Raw genomic sequence first — 22,389 nt, forward strand, 5'->3', positions numbered from 1 at the left:
GTGGCGTCCGGTGGAAAACCTTCTGGTGGAGACATTCTCGTGGGTGAATACGGCGACGACGCCGTCCATCACCTCGGCGGCGGAGGTGTCGACCGTCAGGATCTTGGCGTGCGCGTGCGGGGAGGTCGCCACCCGGATGACGTGCATCGGTGTGCCGAACGAGTCCGGGTCGACGTCGAAGGTGTACGGCTCGGTACCGGTGACGACGCGGCGCGCGGCGGGCGGGGTGACCGAGGTGCCGACGGTTCCCGGTGCGGGCGCCCAGTTCTGGGGCGGCGCGATCTGTGCGGGTGGGCAGTGCCGGCCGGTGTCGCCGCCGGCCGCGGCATCGCCTGATGTGGGATTGATGACGTGCGGTGCGCACGCGTAGCCGCACGAATCCGCTTGTCCTGTCACCGCATTGCTGATCGCGGTCCGGATCGAGCGGTAACCCGTGCAGCGGCACAGATTGCCCTTCATCTTGCGGGGCAGGTGTTCGATGTCGTCGGGTGCGAGGGTGGAGGCGGTGACGATCATCCCGGCCGTGCAGAAGCCGCACTGGAAACCGAAATGCTCGACGAAGGACTGCTGCACCGGGTGTAGATCGTCGGGGGTACCCAGTCCGGAAACCGTTGTCACCGATAGTCCGTCGATGCGCTGGGCGGGAAAGATGCACGAATGCACCGGGTTTCCGTCCACCAGGACTGAGCAGGCGCCGCAGTCACCGGCGTCGCAGCCTTTCTTGACCTCCATATGCCCGTTGTCGCGCAGGAAGGTCCGCAGGCACTGGCCGGGGGCCGGGTCGGCCTCGATGGGTTGGTCGTTGACGATGAATTTCATGGAAGCCTCCACATCGTGGTGACTGATTCGCCCCTGGCCAATACCGCTGGTTGAGGTGCGAGGAGCGCAAGCGACGAGCCTCGAAACCTCGTGAGATGGCATTGTCGGCTCACGAGGTTTCGAGGCTCATCGCCTAGCGGCTCTTCGCACCTCAACCAGCGTGGGGGAGAGGGAGTGCGCTGTCGATCAGACATCGGCCAACTCGGTTCGGATCTGTTCGGCGAGAACGGCGCTGACGCCACGGCGCCAGTCTGCGGAGCCGAGGGGGTCGGTGTAATAGCCGTCGGCCGATTCGATGTCGCGGAGCAGAGTGCCGGCGTCGGGAATGGCGGGATAGCGCAGGACGGTGGGCCGCAGGGTGGCGGCGGTGATGCCCGTGACGAAACAGCCGTCGGAATCGACGCGGGCGGTGACCACCGCACCCGAGCGGCCGAGTTCGGCCAGCGCGATCTTGCGGAAGCCGGTCCGGGACTGCAGGGCGTGCGCGGGGATGTCCATGGCGCGCAACACCTCCCCGGGGGCGAGGGTGTTGGTGCCGTTGCCGGTGACGAATGTTTCGACCGGCTCGCGGCGGTCGGTGCCGTCGGGACACCAGATGTGCGCCACCGCATCGAGCCCCGCCATCAGTGACACCATCGACGCCGCCGCGAACGACCGGCACACATTGCCGCCGACCGTGGCCACGTGCTGGATCTTGAACGAGGCGAGCAGGGCGTCGGCGCACTGGGCGAACAGCCGTTGCGCGGGCCATTCCGGGCGCAGAGGGAGCGTGGCCAGCGACGAGATGGTGGCGGTGGCCGCCACCCGCAGACCGCCGTCGGGCAGTTCTTCATAAGCGGGCCAGTCGATCCCGGAGATGTCGACAATGCCCGTCGAGGCGACCTGGGGCTCGCTGAAAAACCACGTGCCGCCGGCCACGAAGGACTCGCCGCGGGCGAGAATCAACTCGTCGCGGGTGCGGGCATGCCGGTAGCCGGTGATGGTGTTCAGGTCCATCAGCGGCCCGCCTTCTCCAGGAGCCTGCGGTGTTCGGCTCGCGTCTTCTCCGCCACGGTGGCGGCGTTCACCGTCAGTATCGTCGCATTGTCGACGACGCGCCGCCCGTTGATCCACGACCCGCGGATCGGTGGCTGGGCGCCCAAGACCAGGGCGGCCACCGGATCGTCGATGTCGCTGTGCGCGACCGTGGTCAGGTCCCACAGCACCAGGTCTGCGAGCTTGCCGGGTTCGACGGATCCGATCTCGTCCTGCCGGCCGAGGACCCGGGCACCGCCGAGGGTGGCGAGGTCGATGGCGGTGCGGGTGGTGAGCGCGGTCGGTCCGCCCTTGGCCCGGGCCATGAGCACCGCCTGGTGGGCCTCCTCCAGCAGCCGGCACGACTCGTTGGACGCCGCGCCGTCGACACCGAGGCCGACCGGCACGCCGGCGGTCACCAGGTCGCGGGTGCGGCAGATCCGGTTGCCCAGCCGGGCGTTGGAGGTGGGACAGTGCGCCACACCGGTGGAAGTGGCTGCCAGCCGGTGGATCTCGGGGTCGGAGAACTCGATGCCGTGGGCGAACCAGACGTCGTCGCCCACCCAGCCGACGGACTCCATGTACTCCAGCGGGGTGGCGCCGAAATGCTCAGCGCAGTAAGTGTTCTCGTCCGGGGACTCGGCCAGGTGCGTGTGCATCCGGACGCCGAGTTGACGTGCGAGCGTGGCTGATTCGCGCAGCAGGTCGGTGGTGACGGAGAACGGGGAGCACGGGGCGAGCCCGATGCGCAGCATCGAGTCGGTGGCCGGATCGTGCCAGCGGTCCACCGCATCCGTACTGGCGGTGAGGATTTCGTCGATGGTTTGCACCACGGAATCCGGCGGCAGGCCGCCGTCCTTCTCCGACAGATCCATCGACCCGCGCGTCGGATGAAAACGCACCCCGACGGTCTGCGCGGCCAGGATCTCGGCGGCCAGCAGATCCCCGCCCTCTTTCGGGAAGACGTAGTGATGATCGGTGGTGGTGGTGCACCCCGACAGCATCAGGTGGGTGAGTCCGCCCACCGCCGCGACGTTGACGGCCTGCTCGTCGATGCCCGCCCACACCGGGTACAGGGTGGTCAGCCACTCGAAGAGCGTGTGGTCGGCGGCCAGGCCGCGGGTGATCCACTGGTACAGGTGGTGGTGGGTGTTGATCAGGCCCGGGGTCAGCACACAGCCGGTGCCGTCTACCCGGATGACGTCGTCGCCGAGGCCGGTGATCGCGGGATCGTCGGAGTCGGCGCCGACGGCGGTGATGGTGGTGCCGTCGACCAGTACCCAGCCACTGGGCAGTTCGCGGCGGTGTGCGTCGACGGTGACGATCGCGCACCCGGCGATCAGTGTTCGGGTACTCACCCGCGTGACGCTACGACTGGCGGGTTACAGCCATATTTCGGTTGTTTGTCGACGGTGGTGGTGCGGTCATGCGATTGTCTCGCCGGACCCTTCGAGACGCTCGCTCGTTCCTCGCGTCGCCCTCAGGGATCAAGAAGGGGCCGGCGTGGGGTGGTTGCGGATCCGGTGAGACGACGGTGTCGGTGAACCTTCGCCGGTTGAGGTGCGAGCTTGCGAGCCTCGAAACCCGGTGAGACGACGGTGTCGGTGAGTGGGGTCATGCCGGATCCGGGCGGTAGGGGATGGAGTCGGCGATGGCGGCGTCGACGTGGATGGAGCGGCCGAGCTGGGGGAAGGCGCGTTGGGGGCAGGCGGGGCGGTCGCACACCTTGCAGCCGGCGCCGATGGGGACGGTGGTGCGGGCGTCGGTGAGGTCGACGCCGGTGGAGTAGACGAGCTTGTGGGCGTGGGCGATGTCGCAGCCGAGGCCGATGGCGAAACTCTTGCGCGGGGTGAGGTGGCCGACGCCTTCGTCGGTGGTGCGGGCCAGCCAGAAATAGGAGCGGCCGTCGGGCATCTGCGAGGTCTGGGTGACGATGCGGCCCGGGGTGGTGAAGGCATCATGGACCACCCACAGCGGGCAGTTGCCGCCGACGCGGGAGAAGTGAAAGGCGGTGGCGCTCTGCCGTTTCGAGATGTTCCCGGCCCGGTCGGTGCGGACGAAGATGAACGGGATGCCACGGTTGGACGGGCGCTGCAGCGTCGACAGCCGGTGACACACGGTCTCGAAGCCCACCTGAAAGCCCAGACTCAGTAGCTCGATGTCGTAGGAGTTGGCCTCGGCGGCCCGCAGGAACCGGCCGTACGGCAGCACCAGTGCACCGGCGAAATAGTTGGCCAGGCCGATCCGGGCGACGGGAACCGACTCGGCACTGAGGTTTTCGGCGTCGGCGAGAATGTCGTCGACGGTGCCGGACCGGGTGAGGAAGGCGAGCTGGGTGGCCAGCTGGAAGGCGCGCTGGCCTGCGGTGAGCCTGCCCGCCAGATACACGGTGTTGGTGGCGGTGTCGAAGCGTCGTTTGGGGGTGATGCCCGCGGTGATCGGATCGGGGTCGTGGGTGATCGACACCCCGATGCCGAACTCGTCGGCCAGCACCCGGGCGAGCTGAAGGTCAAGACCGCCGATGGACAGGCCGTGCGAGTCGAAGAACTGCTCGGCGGCCACGTCGAGGACGTCGATGTAGTTCTTGCGGTCGTAGAAGAAGTCGCGCACCTCCTCGAACGGCATCGGGGTGCGCGGTCCGGCGGCTTCGGCCGGGAGGCCGGCGAACTCGGTCCGATAGGACTCGACCTCGGCGGTCAGTGTGGTCAACCTGCGGTGCAGCGCGACGAGCGTCTGGCCCACGGTCGGCATCCGGGACACCAGTTCGGTGATCTCCGAACGGGACACATCGCCGGATTCCGAATGTGCGGTCAGGGCGTCCGACAGATCGGCGACGAGCCGGGCATCGGGGTCGGCGGCGAAGTAGTCGGCGCCCAGATCGAACTCGCGGGTGAGAGTGAGCAGGACCGGGACGGTGATGGGCCGCTGGTCGTTCTCCAGCTGATTGACATAGCTCGTGGACAGCTCGATTTGCCGGGCCAGGGCCGCCTGGGAGAGGCCGCGTTCGTCCCGCAGACGACGAAGACGCGCACCCACGAACAGCTTGGCCATGGGAGTGAGCATAACCATTCCGCTGTCCACAATCTTCGCAAGATGAGGCGTAGGTATCCACAAAAATACGCATTGTCCAGGTCTTTTCTATTTGAGATCCCGGTGCGTACGGTGTGGACATGATCACTCACACCGTCACCTCGCACCGCAGTTCGGACGAGTTTCCCAAGTCGGAACATCTCGCAAGCAAGATCGCGGCCATCGCCGTCGACCCCGTCGAGGTGCCCGCCGACACCGAGGCGATGATCATCAACCGCATCATCGACAACGCCTCGGTGAGCGCGGCGTCGGTGATCCGCCGGCCGGTCACCACCGCCCGCACCCAGGCCGTCGCCCACCCGGCCACCGCGGCCGGTGCCGGCGCGGGGGTGTTCGGTGTCGGTGGCACCTACTCGCCGGAGTGGGCGGCCTACGCCAACGGGGTGGCCGTGCGGGAGCTCGACTTCCACGACACCTTCCTGGCCGCCGAGTACTCGCATCCCGGCGACAACATCCCTGCCCTGGTGGCCGTCGGCCAGCACGTCGGCGCCTCGGGCGCCGACCTGATCCGTGGCCTGGCCACCGCCTACGAGGTGCAGATCGACCTGGTCAAGGGCATCTGCCTACACGAGCACAAGATCGACCACGTCGCCCACCTCGGGCCGTCGGTGGCCGCCGGCCTGGGTACCATGCTGGGCCTCGATCAGGAGACCATCTACCAGGCCATCGGGCAGGCGCTGCACCTGACCACCGCCACCCGGCAGTCACGTAAGGGCCTGATCTCCAGCTGGAAGGCCTACGCCCCGGCGTGGGCGGGCAAGGTGGCCGTCGAGGCCGTCGACCGGGCGATGCGTGGTGAGGGGTCACCGTCGCCGATCTGGGAGGGCGAGGACGGTGTGATCGCGTGGCTGCTCAGCGGCCCCGACGCCCGGTACACGGTGCCGCTGCCCGGCCCCGGCGAGGCCAAGCGCGCCATCCTCGACAGCTACACCAAGGAACACTCGGCCGAATACCAGAGCCAGGCACCCATCGACCTCGCCCGCCGGATGCGGGAGAAGATCTCCGACTTCTCCACAATCGCGTCGATCGTCCTGCACACCAGCCACCACACCCATGTGGTCATCGGCAGCGGTTCGGGCGACCCGCAGAAGTTCGATCCCGACGCCAGCCGCGAAACGCTCGACCACTCGGTGCCCTACATCTTCGCCGTCGCGCTGCAGGACGGCACCTGGGATTCGGAACTTTCCTACGCCCCCGAGCGCGCGCACCGGCCCGACACCGTCGAACTGTGGCACAAGATCTCGACCGTCGAGGATCCGGAGTGGACCCGCCGCTACCACTCGAATGACCCGGCCGAGAAGGCATTCGGCGCCCGCGCCGTCATCACGATGGACGATGGCGAGGTGATCACCGACGAACTGGCCGTCGCCGACGCCCACCCGCTGGGTGCCCGCCCGTTCAGCCGCCCTCAGTACGTGGAGAAATTCACCGAGCTCGCCGACGGCGTCATCGAATCGGCCGAGCAGGACCGTTTCCTGTCGTTCGTCACCGACCTCGCCGCCAAGCCGGCCCGATCGCTCGGTGAGCTGAACATCGTTGTGCCGCAGACGTACCTGGACAAAGCACCCGCCATCGGCAAGGGGATCTTCTGATGTCGCTGTTCTCCTCCGGCGTCTCCGACACCGCCAAACGCACGGCGCTGCGCGCTGGTCTGACCTCGGGTGAACTGCAACGCTGGCCCGGGGCGTTCTCGCCGCTGGCGGCAAAGCTGATCGCCGACATCGGTTTCGACGGCGTGTACGTCTCCGGCGCGGTGCTCGCCGCCGATCTGGGCCTGCCCGACATCGGTCTCACCACGCTCAGTGAGGTCACTACGCGGGCCGGATCCATCGCCCGGGCAACGGATCTGCCGACGCTGGCCGATGCCGACACCGGCTTCGGGGAACCGATGAGCGCGGCCCGGACCGTCGCGGCGCTCGAGGACGCGGGTCTGGCGGGCCTGCACCTGGAGGATCAGGTCAACCCCAAACGCTGCGGCCACCTCGACGGCAAGGACGTGGTGCCCACCGAGGTGATGCTCAAGCGGCTGCGGGCAGCGGTAGCGGCCAGGCGGGACCCGGACTTCGTGATCTGTGCCCGCACCGACGCGCGCGGCATCGAAGGATTCGATGCCGCGGTCGATCGGGCCAAGGCCTACGCCGATGCCGGTGCGGACCTGATCTTCACCGAGGCCCTCACCGACCTCGGTGAATTCGAGAAGTTCCGCAAGGCTGTGGATGTGCCGCTGCTGGCGAACATGACCGAGTTCGGCAAATCCGAACTCATCACCGCCGGCCAGTTGCGGGACGTGGGGTACAACGTCGTGATCTACCCGGTGACCACCCTGCGGATCGCGATGGGGGCGGTCGAGTCGGGGCTGCGGGAAATCCTCACGGAGGGAACGCAGGCCGGCCTGCTCGACGGAATGCAGCACCGCAGTCGGCTGTACGAGCTGCTGCGGTACGCCGAGTACAACGATTTCGATTCCGAACTGTTCAATTTCACGCTCGCCGATGGGGCTTAGTACGTAATACAAGCGGTCCACCGCACCTCACACCTCAACCGACTGGGGTGGGCGACTTCCCCGCTGGAACGGGAAACGACATCACATTTCAAGGAGGTAATCATGAGTGCACCCACCACCGATCAACCGACCATCTACAAGGGGCTCGCGGGGGTGGTCGTCGACAAGACGGCCATCTCCAAGGTTGTGCCCGAGACCAATTCGCTGACCTACCGCGGGTACGCGGTGCAGGAGCTGGCGCAGCACTGCTCGTTCGAGCAGGTGGCCTACCTGCTGTGGAACGGGGAGCTGCCCACCGACGTGCAGCTCGCCGACTTCAGCCGGCGGGAACGCGCCAATCGCCGGCTCGACCGCACGGCGGCGTCGATCCTGGCGAAGGTTCCCGAGACCTGCCACCCGATGGACGTGGTGCGTACCGCGATCTCGTTCCTCGGTGCGGAGGACCCGGCCGCCGAGGACCCGAGCCCGCAGGCCACTCAGGCGAAGGCGTTGCGGATGCTCGCGGTGCTGCCGACCATCGTCGCCGCCGACATGCGGCGGCGGCGCGGGCTCGACCCGATTGCCCCGCATCACGGGCTCGGTTACTCGGAGAACTTCCTCACCATGGTGTTCGGGGAGGTTCCCGATCCGGTGATCGTGAAAGCATTCGAGAAGTCGATGGTGCTGTACGCCGAACACAGCTTCAACGCCTCGACGTTCGCGGCGCGGGTGGTCACCTCGACGCAGTCGGATATGTACAGCGCGGTCACCGCTGCGATCGGTGCCCTCAAGGGCAGTCTGCACGGCGGCGCCAACGAGGCCGTGATGCACGACATGATCGACATCGACCGCCCCGAACGTGCCCGCGACTGGCTGACCGCCAAGCTCGACGCCAAGGAGAAGGTGATGGGCTTCGGGCATCGCGTCTACAAGAACGGCGATTCGCGGGTGCCCACGATGCGCCAGGCATTGCAAGAGGTGTCGGCGCACGTGGGTGAGGACAAGTGGATGACGATCTACGCCGAGCTCGAGGACGAGATGTTCACCCGCACCGGGATCAAGCCGAACCTCGATTTCCCGACCGGCCCGGCGTACTTCCTGATGGGCTTCGACATCCCCGCGTTCACGCCGGTCTTCGTGATGAGCCGCATCACCGGATGGACTGCGCACATCGCCGAACAGGCCGCCTCCAACGCCCTCATCCGGCCCCTCAGCGCATACGACGGTCCTGCTCAACGGCCGATTCTTGTGCGGTAGGTCACGATATACTGACGCGGCCATCGGCGGTGCGTACCGTATTGCGCGCAACGTCAGCCCGGTGAGTTCCCAGGGCCTCACAACTGCATGAAAATGGTTGTGAGGACTTGTTTCTCACGTCTTAATGACAAACAGAGAGTGTGCTCATGTTCGACAAGGTATTGGTGGCCAACCGCGGTGAGATCGCGATCCGCGCATTACGCGCGGGGTACGAGTTGGGGGCCCGGACCGTCGCGGTCTTCCCCTACGAGGACCGCAATTCGCTGCACCGCTTCAAGGCCGACGAGGCCTATCAGATCGGGATACCCGGCCACCCGGTCAGGGCTTACCTGTCGATCGAGGAGATCGTCGGCGCGGCGGTGCGCTGCGGCGCCGACGCAATATACCCCGGCTACGGCTTCCTGTCGGAGAATCCGGGTCTGGCGGCGGCGTGTGCCGAGGCCGGAATCACCTTCATCGGCCCGCCCACCTCCGTGCTGGAGCTGACCGGCAACAAGGCGACGGCCGTCGCCGCGGCCAAGGCCGCAGGGCTGCCGGTGCTGTCGAGTTCGGAGCCCAGCGCCGACGTCGAGGAGTTGCTGGCGGCGGCCGCCGATATGCAGTTTCCGGTGTTCGTCAAGGCCGTTGCCGGCGGTGGCGGGCGTGGCATGCGCCGCGTCGAGACCATCGACGAACTCGCCGACGCGATCGCTGCGGCCTCGCGTGAGGCCGACACCGCGTTCGGTGATCCGACGGTGTTCCTGGAGCAAGCCGTGGTCAACCCACGGCACATCGAGGTGCAGATCCTCGCCGACACCCACGGCAACGTCATCCACCTCTACGAACGCGACTGCAGCATGCAGCGCCGCCACCAGAAGGTGGTCGAGCTAGCGCCGGCGCCCAACCTCGACCCGGAGATCCGGGACCGGATCTGCGCCGACGCCGTCGCGTTCGCCCGCCAGATCGGGTACTCGTGCGCCGGTACCGTCGAGTTCCTCCTCGATGAGCAGGGCCGGCACGTGTTCATCGAGATGAACCCGCGCATCCAGGTGGAGCACACGGTCACCGAGGAGATCACCGACGTCGACCTGGTGGGTGCGCAGGTGCGCATCGCGGCGGGGGAGACCCTGGCAGATCTCGGCCTGTCGCAGGAGTCCATCAAGATCCGCGGCGCCGCGCTGCAGTGCCGCATCACCACCGAGAACCCGGCGGAGGGTTTCCGGCCCGACGTCGGCCGCATCACCGCCTACCGTTCGCCGGGTGGTGCCGGTGTCCGGCTCGACGGCGGCACCAACCTCGGTGCCGAGGTGGCCGGTCACTTCGACTCGATGCTGGTCAAACTCACCTGCCGGGGTCGGGATTTCGAGACCGCCGTGGCCCGGGCCCGGCGCGCGGTCACCGAGTTCCGCATCCGTGGCGTCGCCACCAACATCCCGTTCCTGCAGGCCGTCCTCGACGACCCCGACTTCCGGGCCGGCCGGGTCACCACCTCCTTCATCGACGACCGGCCGTGGCTGCAGATGTCCAAGGGCTCGGCCGACCGCGGCAGCAAGATCCTGTCGTACCTGGCCGACGTCACCGTCAACAAGCCGCATGGTGAGCGGCCCACCAAGGTGTACCCGCGCGACAAGCTGCCCGCCGTCGACCACCATCTGCTGACTTCGCCACCGGACGGTTCGCGGCAGCGCCTGCTGCAGCTGGGGCCGGAGGGCTTCGCGGCCGACCTGCTGGCGAGCAAACGGCTCGGCGTCACCGACACCACCTTCCGCGACGCGCATCAGTCGCTGCTGGCGACCCGCATCCGCACCAGCGGCCTGATCGCGATCGCGCCGTACATCGCCGCACTCACGCCCGAGCTGCTGTCCGTCGAATGCTGGGGTGGCGCGACATACGATGTGGCCCTGCGCTTCTTGAAGGAAGATCCGTGGGATCGGTTGGCGCAGTTGCGAGAAGCCATGCCCAACATCTGTCTGCAGATGCTGCTGCGCGGTGCCAACACCGTCGGCTACACGCCGTACCCCACCAAGGTGACCACCGCGTTCGTCGCGGAGGCCACCGAGGTGGGTATCGACATCTTCCGGATCTTCGACGCGCTCAACAACATCGAGCAGATGCGTCCGGCGATCGACGCGGTCCGCGAGACCGGCACCGCCGTCGCCGAGGTGGCGATGAGCTACACCGGCGACCTGTCCAACCCGAACGAGGAGCTCTACACCCTCGACTACTATCTGCGTCTGGCCGAGCAGATCGTCGACGCGGGTGCGCACATCATCGCGATCAAGGACATGGCCGGTCTGCTGCGCGCACCGGCCGCCACCACGCTGGTGTCGGCGCTGCGCAAGGAATTCGACCTGCCGGTGCACGTGCACACCCACGACACCCCGGGCGGTCAGCTCGCCACTTACCTCGCCGCGTGGCAGGCCGGTGCCAGCGCCGTCGACGGTGCCAGCGCGGCCCTGGCCGGCACGACGAGCCAGCCGGCACTGTCGGCGATCGTCGCGGCGGCCGCCCACACCGACCGCGACACCGGACTCGACCTGGGGGCGGTGTGCGATCTCGAACCGTACTGGGAGGCCGTGCGCAAGGTCTACGCGCCGTTCGAGTCGGGCCTGCCCGCACCCACCGGCCGCGTCTACACCCACGAGATCCCCGGCGGTCAGCTGTCCAACCTGCGGCAGCAGGCCATCGCCCTCGGTCTGGGCAACCGGTTCGAGGCCGTCGAGGAGGCGTACGCGGCCGCCGACCGGATGCTGGGCCGACTCATCAAGGTGACACCGTCGTCGAAGGTCGTCGGTGACCTGGCGCTGGCGCTGGTGGGCCGCGGCATCACCGCGTCCGAGTTCGCCGCCGACCCGTCGTCGTACGACATCCCGGATTCGGTGATCGGGTTCCTGCGCGGCGAACTGGGTGATCCGGCCGGTGGCTGGCCCGAGCCGCTGCGCACCATCGCCCTCGAGGGCCGTGCCGCCGCACCGGCTCCCAAGGACCTGTCCGAGGAGGATTCGGCGGCGCTCGACGAGCCGGGCCGCAAGCGGCAGGAAACGCTGAACCGGTTGCTGTTCCCCGGCCCGACCCGCGAGTTCGAGGACCATCAGGAACAGTTCGGCGACACCTCGACGCTCTCGGCCAACCAGTTCTTCTACGGCCTGCGCTACGGCGAGGAACACCGGGTGGAACTGGAGAAGGGCCACGAACTGATCATCGGACTCGAAGCGGTCAGCGATCCCGACGAGAAGGGCATGCGCACCGTGATGTGCGTGCTCAACGGCCAGTTGCGGCCGGTCGCCGTGCGCGACCGGTCCGTCGACGCCGAGGTGCCGTCCGCGGAGAAAGCCGACCGTGGCAACCCCAACCACATCGCCGCCCCGTTCGCCGGCGTGGTGTCGCTGTCGGTGGGTGTCGGTGACGTGGTGGCCGCCGGTGCGGCGATCGGCACCATCGAGGCGATGAAGATGGAGGCCACCATCACCTCGCCCGTCGAGGGGAAGGTGACCAGAGTCGCCATCGGCGAGGTGGCGCAGGTGGCGCCGGGTGACCTGCTGATCGTGCTCGGCTGACACGCAGAGCCTCCGTAGTCCGGTCATGTAAACAGTCCGGTCAGGTAAACGGGCCGTGGCACTCTCCCGCGAATGCGCCGGGGAATGCCACGGTCCGTTCCATTTTCAGGGCCTTCGCCTCACGGTTTACGCCGGTGTAATGCCGATTAGCAGCCGCGCAATGTGCGGCGGGTCTACTGGTCCCCGCGAATACCGATTGCACGAATCGAGGGTCCGCCCCTTGCGGGGTGCGGCGGGGTTGCGGTGGTGGAGCGCACGGCCGGAGGCGGCCGGGTGTTCACGCTGTCCGAAAAGACGTGTGGTCATCGCGTTGTGGCAGCTCAACCCCGAAAGGACACGACAGTGACCTCCTACGACATGACCGAATTGAACCGCGAATCCCAGATGGGCGCGGTCGGCACCGAGACCACCGACCGCGAGGTGCGCCGCATCTCCATCGCTGACTTCGAGGAGCGCTTCGACGAGATCGCCGACGAACTATGGGCCGCGGCCACCGACATCGGCTTCTTCCAGGTCGTCGACCACGGCATCCCGCAGGACATCGTCGACGGTGTGTTCGCGATGGCCAACAAGTTCTTCCACCTGCCCACCGAGGTCAAGGAGCAGTTTCCGCTCAAGAAGGGCACCAACGCCGGCTGGGAGTTCGCATCCCAGGTGCGCCCGTCCACGGGCACCGCCGACCAGAAGGAGTCCTACCAGTACACCAAGCCGCGCATGGACGGACTGTGGCCCAGCGAGGACGAACTGGCCGGATTCCGGTCCACCGTCGAGGATTTCGAGGCCCGCTGCTGGAAGATCGCGATGGACCTGCTCGGCTGCTTCGCGGTGAAACTCGGGCTGGACCGGGACTTCTTCACCAAGGCCCACGACCCGTCGTCGGACACCTACCAGAGCACCCTGCGGCTGCTGTACTACTACGCCTTCCCCGAGGAGATGCTCGGCGACCACAGCATCTGGCGGGCCGGCGCGCACACCGACTTCGACGCCCTCACCCTGCTGTTCCAGCGCGACGGTCAAGGTGGCCTGCAGGTGCTGCCCGGTGCGGAGATGGCGGGGCAGGAATGGACGCCTGTCACCCCGTCCGACGACGCCATCACCTGCAACATCGGCGACATGCTGATGCGCTGGTCCGACGACAAGCTGCCGTCGAACTTCCACCGGGTGCGTCCGCCGCGCGAAGGGGAGTCGCTCGATGCCCGGCAGTCGATCGCGTTCTTCGCCCAGGCCAACACCGACGTCCTCATCGAGAGCCCGGAGGGCAAGTACCCGCCGCTCACCGCCGCCGAGTACCTGGCGCAGCGGCTCAAGGCCAACAACGTGTAGTCCTCACGCCAATTGAGGTGCGAGGTTGCCCAGCGACCGAGCCTCGAAACCTGGTGAGACGACAATGTCATCTTGCGGGGTTTCGAGGCTCGTCGCTTGCGCTCCTCACACCTCAACCAGCGGGGGTCCTGCTACAGACCGGCGCGGACCTGCTGCGTCGCCTCGACGAGGTTGGTCAGGGATGCCACCACCTCGTCGGCGCCGCGGGTCTTCAGGCCGCAGTCGGGGTTGACCCACAGGCGTTTCGGATCAATGGCTTTGATTGCCGCCGAAAGTGATTCGGCGATCTCCGCGGTGCAGGGAACGCGCGGGGAGTGGATGTCGTAGACACCAGGACCAACACCGTTGGCGAAGCCGGCGGCGTTGAGGTCGTCGAGCACCTCCATCTTCGACCGGGCCGCCTCGATGGAGGTGACGTCGGCGTCCAGAGCCGCGATCGCGCCGATGACCTCACCAAACTCCGAGTAGCACAGATGGGTGTGGATCTGCGTGTCGTCGGCGACACCGGAAGTGGACAGCCGGAACGCCCGCACCGCCCAGTTCAGGTACGCCGGTTTGTCGGCGTCCCGCAGCGGCAGCAGCTCGCGCAGGGCGGGCTCGTCCACCTGGATGATGGCCGCACCGGAGCGCTCCAGATCCACCGTCTCATCGCGGATGGCCAGCGCGATCTGGTTCGCCGAGTCGGCGAGCGACTGGTCGTTGCGGACGAACGACCAGGCCAGAATCGTCACCGGACCGGTGAGCATGCCCTTGACCGGCTTCCCGGTCAGCGACTGTGCGTAGCTGATCCACTCAACCGTCATGGCTTGCGGCCGAACGACATCGCCGTACAGGATCGGCGGCCGCACGCAGCGGGTGCCGTACGACTGCACCCAGCCGTTGGCGGTGGCGACGAAACCGTCGAGTTGCTCGGCGAAGTATTGCACCATGTCGTTGCGTTCGGGTTCGCCGTGCACCAGCACGTCCAGGCCGATTTTCTCCTGCAGCGCGATCACGTCGGCGATCTCGGCGCGCATCTTCTCCACGTAGGCGGCCTCGTCGATCTCGCCCTTGCGTAGCGCGGCCCGCGCGATCCGGATGGCCGAGGTCTGCGGGTAGGAGCCGATCGTGGTGGTCGGCAGCGCGGGCAGGCCCAGCTTCGCCTGCTGGCGGTCCAGCCGGGTGCTCGCCTCGCCGCGGGTCACATCGGCGTCGGTGATCGCGGCCAGCCGGGACCGGACCTCTTCGTTGTGCAAGCGGGGGTCCGTGACCCGGGTCGCCAGGGCGGCACGGCTCGCGTCGAAGGCCGCGGCCCGCGATTCGCGGCCGTCGCGCAGCGCCTTTGCCAGGACCGATACCTCGGTGTACTTCTCGTCGGCGAAGGCCAGCCAGCCGCGCAGATTGTCGTCGAGGCCGGTCTCGGGTTCGAGGCTGTACGGCACGTGCAGCGTCGAGCAGGAGGTGGACACGGCCAGCGAACCGGCGGACCCGAGGAGGGTGGCCAGGGTCCCGAGTGCGTGGTCGAGATCGGTGCGCCAGATATTGCGGCCGTCGACCACGCCCGCCACCACCAGCTTGTTCGCCAGTTCCGGAACCGCGGCGACGGCGGCTACGTCGCCCTCGACCAGGTCGACGGCGATACCTTCGACGCCGGTGCGGGCCAGCGCACCGAGCGCGGAACCGGGATCACCGAAGTAGGTGGCCACCAGCAGCGCCGGGCGGCGGGTGACCGCCGATAGCCGCCCGTAGACGGCCTCGGCCAGCTCGGGGAGGCCGTTGATCGCGTCGGTGACCAGCGACGGCTCATCGAACTGCACCCATTCGACGCCGGCGTCGACGAGGTGGTCGAGCAACTCGAAGTAGGCGGGCAGCACGTCATCGATGCGGGTGATCGGTGCCGCCGCGCCGTCGACGGCCTTGGCGAGGGTCAGGAAGGTGATCGGGCCGACCACGACGGGACGCGCCGGGATGCCGAGCGCGTGCGCCTGTGCGACCTCGGCGAGGATCTTCTCCGGGCGCAACGTGAAGACGGTGTCCGGGCCGATCTCCGGGACCAGGTAGTGGTAGTTGGTGTCGAACCACTTCGTCATCTCCAGCGGAGTGACATCGGCGTTGCCGCGGGCGGCGGCGAAGTAGCGGTCCAGCGGATCGGCGATGGCCGCGACCCGGGCGGGGAGCGCGTCGAGCATGACCGCGGTGTCGAGGACCTGGTCGTAGAACGAGAAGGTGTTGACCGGAATGGAGTCGAATCCGTTGTCTTTCAAGCGGGTCCAGGTGTCGCGACGCAGCCCGGCGGCCGTTTCGGCCAGTTCGGCGGCCGCTACCCGTCCGGCCCAGTAGCCCTCGACGGCGCGCTTGAGTTCGCGGTTCGGCCCGATCCGGGGTGTCCCGAGCACGGTAGTGGTGAACGGCCGGTAGTTGTTCGGCATGAGTAGTGTTCTCCTGCAATGCAAGTGGATGACCACCGCCCTTGCGGAGAGAAGTCTCGGGGCCCCGTCGGCGCCGCCCGGGAAAGGGCACGCCGAAACGCCTGTCGACCACTCGCCCTTATCCACGAGGCGGTGAGTCACCGGACGCGGCGCGCCCGGTACAACAGGCAGGTCTTCGGACTTACCGGCGTGCGCTTGCTGCGCTCCTACTGGCCGTCGCTTCCCGGGCTCTCACCCAGTGCTGATAGACGGCGGTCGTTCCGGCATACCGCTGCGGGACAGTTCCGGATTCACACCGGATTCCCTCTTGTCGTCGCCGATCGGGGCGCAGGGGCTCCATAGTTGCTCCGGTCGGCGAACCAGTTGCGCCGTCCACCATAGCGATGGTGATGCCACCGGCCAACCCTGAGGTGTCCGGACACACAGACGCCCATACGCCACCGGCGCATGGGCATCTAAGGGTGAGGAGCGGTCAGCTGCCGCGATAGGTGGAATAGGCGAACGGGCTCAGCAGCACCGGAACGTGGTAGTGGCGGCCGGGATCATCGACCTCGAAACAGATGTCGACCTCCGGGTAGAAGGCTTTGATGTCGTTCTCGGAGAACCAGCTTCCGGTGTCGAACACCAGATGGTAGATACCGGCCACCAGTGCAGCGGTGTTGATCTGGGAGATACGTCCGTCGGCGTCGGTGGTGCCGGAACTCAGTTCGGTGCCGGAGGCGTCTTGCAGTGACACCGCCACACCTGTTGCGGGAGCGCCGGTTACGGCGTCGAGTACGTGGGTGGACAGTCCGGTCATGATGCGGCTCCCTCTTCGTTGAGACCTCCGGCGGGGGTGAGCATGCGGATCAGCCTGCTGCGGTTGATCTTTGCCAGCTCCGCACGCATCACCCGGCGTTCGGTGGCCGGGTCGTTGCGGATGCGTTCCTTGAGGATCGCCAGCAGTTCGGCGGCCGGCCTGCCGTTGGCGAACACCAGGTAGACGTGGCCGAAGCGGTCCTCGTAGGCGGCGTTGAGTTCTTTGAGTTCGGCCAGTACCGCCGCATCGGCACCGGTGACGCCCGACTGCTCACGCGCCGACGACGGATTGTCGGCGCGGTCGCCGATCCGGGGGTGGCCCGACAGCGCCTCGTCGAGGTCGCCCTCGCTCAGCTCGGCCAGGATCAGGTCGGCATACTCCAGCAGCGCCTCGTCGTCGGAAAAGGGACGCGCCGCCGCCACGCGGATCGCCCAGATCGTCGAGCTGCAGCACGCGTAAAGCGTGCTGATCGCCTGCCTTTCGGTGAGTTCGTTGAAACTGGGCAAACCTCGCCAATCAACCCTTCGCACGGGTCCTACCTTAGGGGGATATCCGGCGCGGGGCGCGCCGGGACTGTGACTTGTTGCTTGTCGCGGGGTCCCGGCTCCCGGTGGCGGTGCGGACCACCACCGGGAGCCGGGACACACCTTCTAGAGTTCGGGTTGCCTGTTGAATCGCGCCGAGGTGATCGGGTTGGCGTCGGCCACCAGGTCGTCGAACCGGTAGTTGGCGATCTTCGCGATCTCGATGAGCGCGAACGACTTCTCACTCGTCTCCGAATTGTCCATGCGGGCCCAGCCGTTGCGCAGCACCCGGTCGTAGCGTTCGGTCTCCCGGGCGCAGATGACCAGCGGAAAGCCGAAATGCTCACGATAGGCGGCCGACAGATTGACCACGTTCTCGTGTTCGTTCTCCTCGAGCTGCGACAGGCCCTTGTGATCGACGGCCACCATCTCGCCGGTCTCCTCGTCCTCGGCCCCGAGGTCGGGGAACGACCGGATGAGCTGCATCTGCTCCTCGTCGCTGCCGGTGAGCATGGCCTCCTGGAAGGCGCTGCGCAGATCGTGCACGTCCTCGAACGGGCGCTGATCGTAGGCGCGGTCGACCACCCAGCCGACGTCCTGGACGACCGTGCCGAAGGTGTCGTGGAAGCGTTCGGGGGTCATCTTGTTGACCTCGTCGAGGGTGATGGCACCGCCACCGGCCACCTTCGGCCCGCGGGCACCGACATGGAAGAACAACAGGTTCAGCAGGATCGCGGTGATCGCACCCATCGTGATGCCCGTCGAGAACGGGATCTGCAGAAGGATGTTGGGCATCGCCTCATCGACGCCGGGAATGGCGCTGATGTCGACGACCTCTCCCGCCTTGTTGATCACCTGCGACGGTGCCGAGGACTGCGACTCCTCCACGTACAGCGCCACGGCCAGCGAGGTGGCGGCGATGATCAGGTTGCGGTGATCGGTGAAGTCGACCTTGGTGAGCGTCTGAATACCGACGATCGCGACCGTGGCGAACATGATGAGGGCCGCACCGCCGAGGATCGGCGCGGGGATCGACTCGACCACCTTGGCCATCTTCGGGAACAGGCCGAGCAGCATCATGATGACGCCGGCGGCGGCCACCACCCAGCGGCTCTTGACGCCGGTCATGCGGACCAGGCCGACGTTCTCCGAGAACGCGGTGTAGGGGAACGAGTTGAACGAACCGCCGATCACGGTGGCCAGGCCGTCGGCGCGGATCGCGGCGGCCACGTCCTCCTTCTTGATGCGTTTGCCGACGATCTCGCCGGTTGCGAAGATCGAGCCGGTCGACTCGACGGCCACCACCAGCAGCACCACGATCATCGACACGATGGCCACGACATCCCAGCGGGGTGCGCCGAACGCGAACGGCGGCGTGAAGCCGAGCCAGTCGGCTTCGCCCACCCGGTCGAACGTCGCATCGCCGAGCAGCCAGGCCACGAACGTTGCCACGACCAGGCCGAGCAGGATCGCGATCGTCGACAGGAAGCCCTTGAGGAAGCGCTGCATCAGCACGATCAGGATGATGGTGCCGAGCGCGTACAGCACCCAGCGCGGGTTGGCCGAGTCGTGCAGGTGCTTGGCCGGATCGCTGACCGCGTCACCTGCGCCGACCGGGATCAGGCACACGCCGATGATGGTGATCAGTGTGCCGGTGACCACCGGCGGCAGGAAGCGGATCAGCTTGGCGAAGTACGGCGCGATCAGGAAGGTGAAGATGCCCGCCGCGATCACCGCACCGTAGACGGTCTGCAGGCCCACGCGGGCGGCGTGCTCGCCCTCACCCGCGTGATCGTTGGCGATCTTGATGACCGGCGCCAGGGTGGCGAAGGTGATGCCCTGCAGCAAGGGCAGCCGCACACCGATCTTCCAGATGCCGACGGCCTGCAGCAGTGAGGCGATGCCGCAGGTGAACAGGTCGGCGGTGATCAGCATCGTCAGGGCTTCGTCGTCGAGACCGATCGCGCGCGCGATGAGCAGGGGGACGAGCACGGCTCCGGCGTAGAACGCCACGACGTGCTGGACGCCGAGGGCGACGAGTTTGCCGGGCGGTGGCACCTGGTCTACTTCGTGGACCCGTTTACGCTTCGGGGCTGCCTTTCCGGCAGCGGAGTCTGTGGCCATCGATGTCGCACCTTCCACTGGTGGAGATTCGCCCGCCTCCCGGCGGGTGGGGTCCGCTATGCCACATTCGGTCCGCTGACGGACAGTGGCAGGTGTAAATAGTGGACCTAAGTCGCACGCGGCGCTGGGCGAGATCGCCGTGTTTCTTCCGGGTAAAACGGTGCGAAACGGGCCATCAGGGAGCGGCGTGTGAATGGCGGCGGGCGGGCTGTGCGGTACCGGGTGAGGAGCGACGATGGGTGATGCGATGGTGCTGGGCGCGGTGCTCGCCGCGGGTGCTGGGACGCGCTATGGATCACCGAAAATCCTTGCACACCAAGGTGACTGGCTGAGGTTTGCGGTCGGCGCACTGCTGGATGGCGGCTGCGACGAGGCGGTGGTCGCGATGGGAGCCGCAGTGGTGGAACCCCCGCCGGGCGCCGGGGTGCTCCTCGTCAGAAAGTGGGCCTCGGGCCTGTCGGCGACGGTGCGCGCGGTGCTCGAACGGGCGCTCGCGACCGCCGATTGCGCCGGAGTGGTTTTACATGTTGTTGACACGCCCGATGTGGGCGGCAGGGCCGTTCGGCGCGTGCTGAGCGAAAGCCGGCGAGCGCCGTCGGCGCTGGTGCGCGCGGTGTACGACGACAGGCCCGGTCATCCGGTCTACCTCGGGCGCGATCACCTCCCCGGGGTGCTGGCCACGGTGCACGGTGATACCGGTGCGGGGGCCTATCTGGCGGCGCGGGGGCGCGACGTGGTGACAGTGGAATGCGGCGACCTGGCCACTGGCCGCGACATCGACACACCGCTCAGCCGATGGTGAGTCCGAGCATGCCTTCGGTGAAGCGTCCCACCGGATCGAGGGCGGCGGCCAGGGCGTCGTCGTAGCCGTCGCGGGCCCAGCCCTCCCGTACGGCGGCGTCGCCGGACGGGGTGACGGTGACCAGGGCGACGAGTTCGCCGGTGGTGGGGATGCATACGGCCCAGGTGAACAGGGTCTCGGTGGTCCAGCCGTCGGCGGCGCGGGTCACGCAGCCGGCCGGGTCATCGACCCCGAGATCGGCCAACGCCGGGACGTCGGAAACCCGTGTGTCCGCACGAAGCGCACGCAGGTACCACGTCCCGGCGTTGATCTCGACTGGTTCCAAACTATTTGATTTCCAGCAGCACGGTGCCCTGGGTGACGGCCGCACCGGCCTCCACCGACAGGCCCGTGACGGTGCCGGCCTTGTGCGCGGTCACCGGGTTTTCCATCTTCATGGCCTCGAGCACCACCACGAGCTCGCCCTCGGCGACCTCCTGGCCCTCCTCGACGGCCACCTTGACGACGGTGCCCTGCATCGGCGCGGTCACCGAGTCGCCCGAAGCCGCGGCGCCGCCGCCCTTCTTCTTGGTGCGGGCCTTCGGCTTCTTGCGGATGACGCCGGCGCCGGCTCCGCCACCGTTGCCGCCCAGGGCCAGATCGCCCGGCAGCGACACCTCGACGCGGCGTCCGCCGATCTCGACGACGACCTTCTGGCGGGGAGCGGCGTCGTCGTCCTCGATGGGCTGGCCGCCGGTGTACGGCTCGATCGGGTTGACCCAGTCGGTCTCGATCCACTTGGTGTAGACGTCGAACTTCTCGCCGTCGCCGATGAAAGCCGGGTTGGAGACGATGTGCCGGTGGAACGGCAGCACCGTGGCCAGGCCCTCCACCTGGAACTCGTCGAGGGCGCGGCGGGCGCGCTCGAGTGCCTGCTCGCGGGTCTCGCCGGTGACGATCAGCTTGGCCAGCATCGAGTCGAACTGGCCGCCGATCACGTCGCCCTGGACCACGCCGGAGTCGACACGCACACCCGGGCCCGAGGGCTCGGAGTAGACGCTGATGGGGCCGGGGGCGGGCAGGAAGCCGCGGCCGGCGTCCTCGCCGTTGATGCGGAACTCGAAGGCGTGGCCGCGCGGGGCCGGGTCCTCGGAGAACTCCAGTTTCTCGCCGTTGGCGATGCGGAACTGCTGGCGGACCAGGTCGATGCCCGCGGTCTCCTCGGTGACCGGGTGCTCGACCTGCAGGCGGGTGTTGACCTCCAGGAAGGAGACCAGACCGTCGTTGCCCACCAGGAACTCGACGGTACCGGCGCCGTAGTAGCCGGCCTCGCGGCAGATGGCCTTGGCGGACTCGTGGATCTTGGTGCGCTGCTCGTCGGTCAGGAACGGCGCGGGGGCCTCCTCGACGAGCTTCTGGAAACGGCGCTGCAGCGAGCAGTCACGGGTGCCGGCGACCACCACGTTGCCGTGCTGGTCGGCGATGACCTGAGCCTCGACGTGGCGGGCCTTGTCGAGGTAGCGCTCGACGAAGCACTCGCCGCGGCCGAAGGCGGCGATGGCCTCACGGGTGGCCGACTCGAACAGGTGCGGGATCTCATCGATGGTGTAGGCGACCTTCATGCCGCGGCCACCACCGCCGAAGGCGGCCTTGATGGCCACCGGAACGCCGTGTTCCTGGGCGAAGGCGACGACCTCGTCGGCATTGGCGACCGGATCCTTGGTCCCCGGCGCCATCGGAGCATTCGCCTTGAGTGCGATGTGGCGGGCGGTGACCTTGTCACCGAGGTCGCGGATCGAGCTGGGCGACGGACCGATCCAGATCAGCCCGGCGTCGATGACGGCCTGGGCGAAGTCGGCGTTCTCCGACAGGAAGCCGTACCCGGGGTGGATGGCGTTGGCGCCGGACTTGGCGGCGGCGTCGAGGATCTTGTCGAAGACGAGATACGACTCGGCGGAGGTCTGGCCGCCGAGGGCGAACGCCTCGTCGGCGAGCTTCACGAAGAGGGCTTCGGCGTCCGGCTCGGCGTACACGGCGACGCTGGGAATACCGGCATCACGGGCCGCACGGATCACGCGTACGGCGATCTCGCCGCGGTTGGCGATGAGGACCTTGCTGATGCCTTGGGATGTGTTCGCAGAGGGAGTGGGCACTGGTTCTCCTGGGCTGCCGCACCGTCTATGGTGAGGCGCTTCTCGTGTTGCTCGGACGGGTGGATCGCGTCGTCCGTCT

At 67.6% G+C, this 22,389-nt stretch carries 16 protein-coding genes and 1 riboswitch; of the genes, 6 read left to right on the top strand and 10 right to left on the bottom strand.

All coding sequences use genetic code 11. The features are described 5' to 3' along the window. The 4 genes from GOAMR_RS13245 to GOAMR_RS13260 all read right to left on the bottom strand — a co-directional run. A partial coding sequence (locus GOAMR_RS13245; RefSeq protein WP_005188458.1) for a (2Fe-2S)-binding protein occupies positions 1-819 on the bottom strand: 819 nt, incomplete at its 3' end. Between the two features lie 186 nt (positions 820-1,005). Next, complete coding sequence (locus GOAMR_RS13250; RefSeq protein WP_005188460.1) at positions 1,006-1,815, bottom strand: FAD binding domain-containing protein; 810 nt, start codon at positions 1,813-1,815, stop codon at positions 1,006-1,008. Next, positions 1,815-3,191: an 8-oxoguanine deaminase gene (locus GOAMR_RS13255; protein ID WP_005188465.1), complete on the bottom strand. Its 1,377-nt coding sequence runs from the start codon at positions 3,189-3,191 to the stop codon at positions 1,815-1,817. Before GOAMR_RS13255 ends, GOAMR_RS13250 begins: the two co-directional genes overlap by 1 nt. Before the next feature lie 256 nt (positions 3,192-3,447). Further along, complete coding sequence (locus tag GOAMR_RS13260; protein ID WP_040515266.1) at positions 3,448-4,884, bottom strand: short-chain fatty acyl-CoA regulator family protein; 1,437 nt, start codon at positions 4,882-4,884, stop codon at positions 3,448-3,450. 119 nt (positions 4,885-5,003) lie between these two features. On the opposite strand from GOAMR_RS13260, the gene prpD reads away from it, so the two are divergent. From prpD to GOAMR_RS13285, 5 genes are all read left to right on the top strand, one after another. Continuing rightward, complete coding sequence (gene prpD, locus GOAMR_RS13265; protein ID WP_005188471.1) at positions 5,004-6,515, top strand: 2-methylcitrate dehydratase PrpD; 1,512 nt, start codon at positions 5,004-5,006, stop codon at positions 6,513-6,515. Then, the gene (gene prpB / locus GOAMR_RS13270) at positions 6,515-7,426 is read left to right on the top strand and encodes a methylisocitrate lyase (protein WP_005188473.1); all 912 of its coding nucleotides are present in this window, start codon (positions 6,515-6,517) and stop codon (positions 7,424-7,426) included. The genes prpD and prpB overlap by 1 nt, the downstream gene beginning before the upstream one ends. A 102-nt stretch (positions 7,427-7,528) precedes the next feature. After that, complete coding sequence (locus GOAMR_RS13275; protein ID WP_005188476.1) at positions 7,529-8,662, top strand: bifunctional 2-methylcitrate synthase/citrate synthase; 1,134 nt, start codon at positions 7,529-7,531, stop codon at positions 8,660-8,662. Positions 8,663-8,808: 146 nt separating this feature from the next. Continuing rightward, complete coding sequence (locus GOAMR_RS13280) at positions 8,809-12,198, top strand: pyruvate carboxylase (protein WP_040515247.1); 3,390 nt, start codon at positions 8,809-8,811, stop codon at positions 12,196-12,198. 357 nt (positions 12,199-12,555) lie between these two features. Beyond that, the gene (locus GOAMR_RS13285; RefSeq protein ID WP_040515267.1) at positions 12,556-13,521 is read left to right on the top strand and encodes an isopenicillin N synthase family dioxygenase; all 966 of its coding nucleotides are present in this window, start codon (positions 12,556-12,558) and stop codon (positions 13,519-13,521) included. A gap of 131 nt (positions 13,522-13,652) precedes the next feature. Here the strand turns inward: GOAMR_RS13285 and metE are convergent, their stop codons facing one another. From metE to uraD (GOAMR_RS13305), 4 genes are all read right to left on the bottom strand, one after another. Further along, positions 13,653-15,929 carry a 5-methyltetrahydropteroyltriglutamate--homocysteine S-methyltransferase gene (gene metE, locus GOAMR_RS13290; RefSeq protein WP_005188484.1) on the bottom strand — a complete coding sequence of 759 codons (2,277 nt, stop codon included), beginning with the start codon at positions 15,927-15,929 and terminating at the stop codon, positions 13,653-13,655. Positions 15,930-16,091: 162 nt separating this feature from the next. Further along, a riboswitch (cobalamin riboswitch) is annotated at positions 16,092-16,294 on the bottom strand. Positions 16,295-16,401: 107 nt separating this feature from the next. Beyond that, a complete protein-coding gene (uraH, locus tag GOAMR_RS13295; RefSeq protein ID WP_005188486.1) occupies positions 16,402-16,728 on the bottom strand; it encodes a hydroxyisourate hydrolase in 327 nt (108 codons plus the stop codon). Further along, positions 16,725-17,258: a 2-oxo-4-hydroxy-4-carboxy-5-ureidoimidazoline decarboxylase gene (gene uraD, locus GOAMR_RS13300; RefSeq protein WP_040515248.1), complete on the bottom strand. Its 534-nt coding sequence runs from the start codon at positions 17,256-17,258 to the stop codon at positions 16,725-16,727. Before uraD (GOAMR_RS13300) ends, uraH begins: the two co-directional genes overlap by 4 nt. A 120-nt stretch (positions 17,259-17,378) precedes the next feature. Then, positions 17,379-19,376: a 2-oxo-4-hydroxy-4-carboxy-5-ureidoimidazoline decarboxylase gene (uraD, locus tag GOAMR_RS13305; protein ID WP_005188490.1), complete on the bottom strand. Its 1,998-nt coding sequence runs from the start codon at positions 19,374-19,376 to the stop codon at positions 17,379-17,381. Positions 19,377-19,611: 235 nt separating this feature from the next. Between uraD (GOAMR_RS13305) and GOAMR_RS13310 the strand changes: the two genes are divergently transcribed. Next, positions 19,612-20,178, top strand: a complete 567-nt coding sequence (locus GOAMR_RS13310; RefSeq protein WP_005188493.1) for a nucleotidyltransferase family protein — start codon at positions 19,612-19,614, stop codon at positions 20,176-20,178. Here the strand turns inward: GOAMR_RS13310 and GOAMR_RS13315 are convergent. Together GOAMR_RS13315 and GOAMR_RS13320 are read right to left on the bottom strand one after the other, a co-directional pair. Continuing rightward, the gene (locus GOAMR_RS13315; RefSeq protein WP_005188496.1) at positions 20,165-20,503 is read right to left on the bottom strand and encodes a hypothetical protein; all 339 of its coding nucleotides are present in this window, start codon (positions 20,501-20,503) and stop codon (positions 20,165-20,167) included. The two genes, GOAMR_RS13310 and GOAMR_RS13315, sit on opposite strands and share 14 nt — an antisense overlap. Before the next feature lies 1 nt (position 20,504). Then, positions 20,505-22,310 (bottom strand): acetyl-CoA carboxylase biotin carboxylase subunit, encoded by a 1,806-nt coding sequence (locus tag GOAMR_RS13320; RefSeq protein WP_005188499.1) that lies wholly within the window; start codon positions 22,308-22,310, stop codon positions 20,505-20,507. Positions 22,311-22,389: the final 79 nt, after the last annotated feature.

This window comes from Gordonia amarae NBRC 15530, assembly GCF_000241345.1.
GTDB classification, from domain to species: domain Bacteria; phylum Actinomycetota; class Actinomycetes; order Mycobacteriales; family Mycobacteriaceae; genus Gordonia; species Gordonia amarae.

Coding starts and splice junctions, on each gene's coding strand:
- GOAMR_RS13250 (WP_005188460.1), bottom strand. CDS start 1,815: ATGGACCTGAACACCATCACCGGCTACCGGCATGCCCGCACCCGCGAC.
- GOAMR_RS13260 (WP_040515266.1), bottom strand. CDS start 4,884: ATGGCCAAGCTGTTCGTGGGTGCGCGTCTTCGTCGTCTGCGGGACGAA.
- prpD (WP_005188471.1), top strand. CDS start 5,004: ATGATCACTCACACCGTCACCTCGCACCGCAGTTCGGACGAGTTTCCC.
- prpB (WP_005188473.1), top strand. CDS start 6,515: ATGTCGCTGTTCTCCTCCGGCGTCTCCGACACCGCCAAACGCACGGCG.
- GOAMR_RS13275 (WP_005188476.1), top strand. CDS start 7,529: ATGAGTGCACCCACCACCGATCAACCGACCATCTACAAGGGGCTCGCG.
- GOAMR_RS13280 (WP_040515247.1), top strand. CDS start 8,809: ATGTTCGACAAGGTATTGGTGGCCAACCGCGGTGAGATCGCGATCCGC.
- GOAMR_RS13285 (WP_040515267.1), top strand. CDS start 12,556: ATGACCGAATTGAACCGCGAATCCCAGATGGGCGCGGTCGGCACCGAG.
- metE (WP_005188484.1), bottom strand. CDS start 15,929: ATGCCGAACAACTACCGGCCGTTCACCACTACCGTGCTCGGGACACCC.
- uraH (WP_005188486.1), bottom strand. CDS start 16,728: ATGACCGGACTGTCCACCCACGTACTCGACGCCGTAACCGGCGCTCCC.
- uraD (WP_005188490.1), bottom strand. CDS start 19,376: ATGGCCACAGACTCCGCTGCCGGAAAGGCAGCCCCGAAGCGTAAACGG.
- GOAMR_RS13310 (WP_005188493.1), top strand. CDS start 19,612: ATGGGTGATGCGATGGTGCTGGGCGCGGTGCTCGCCGCGGGTGCTGGG.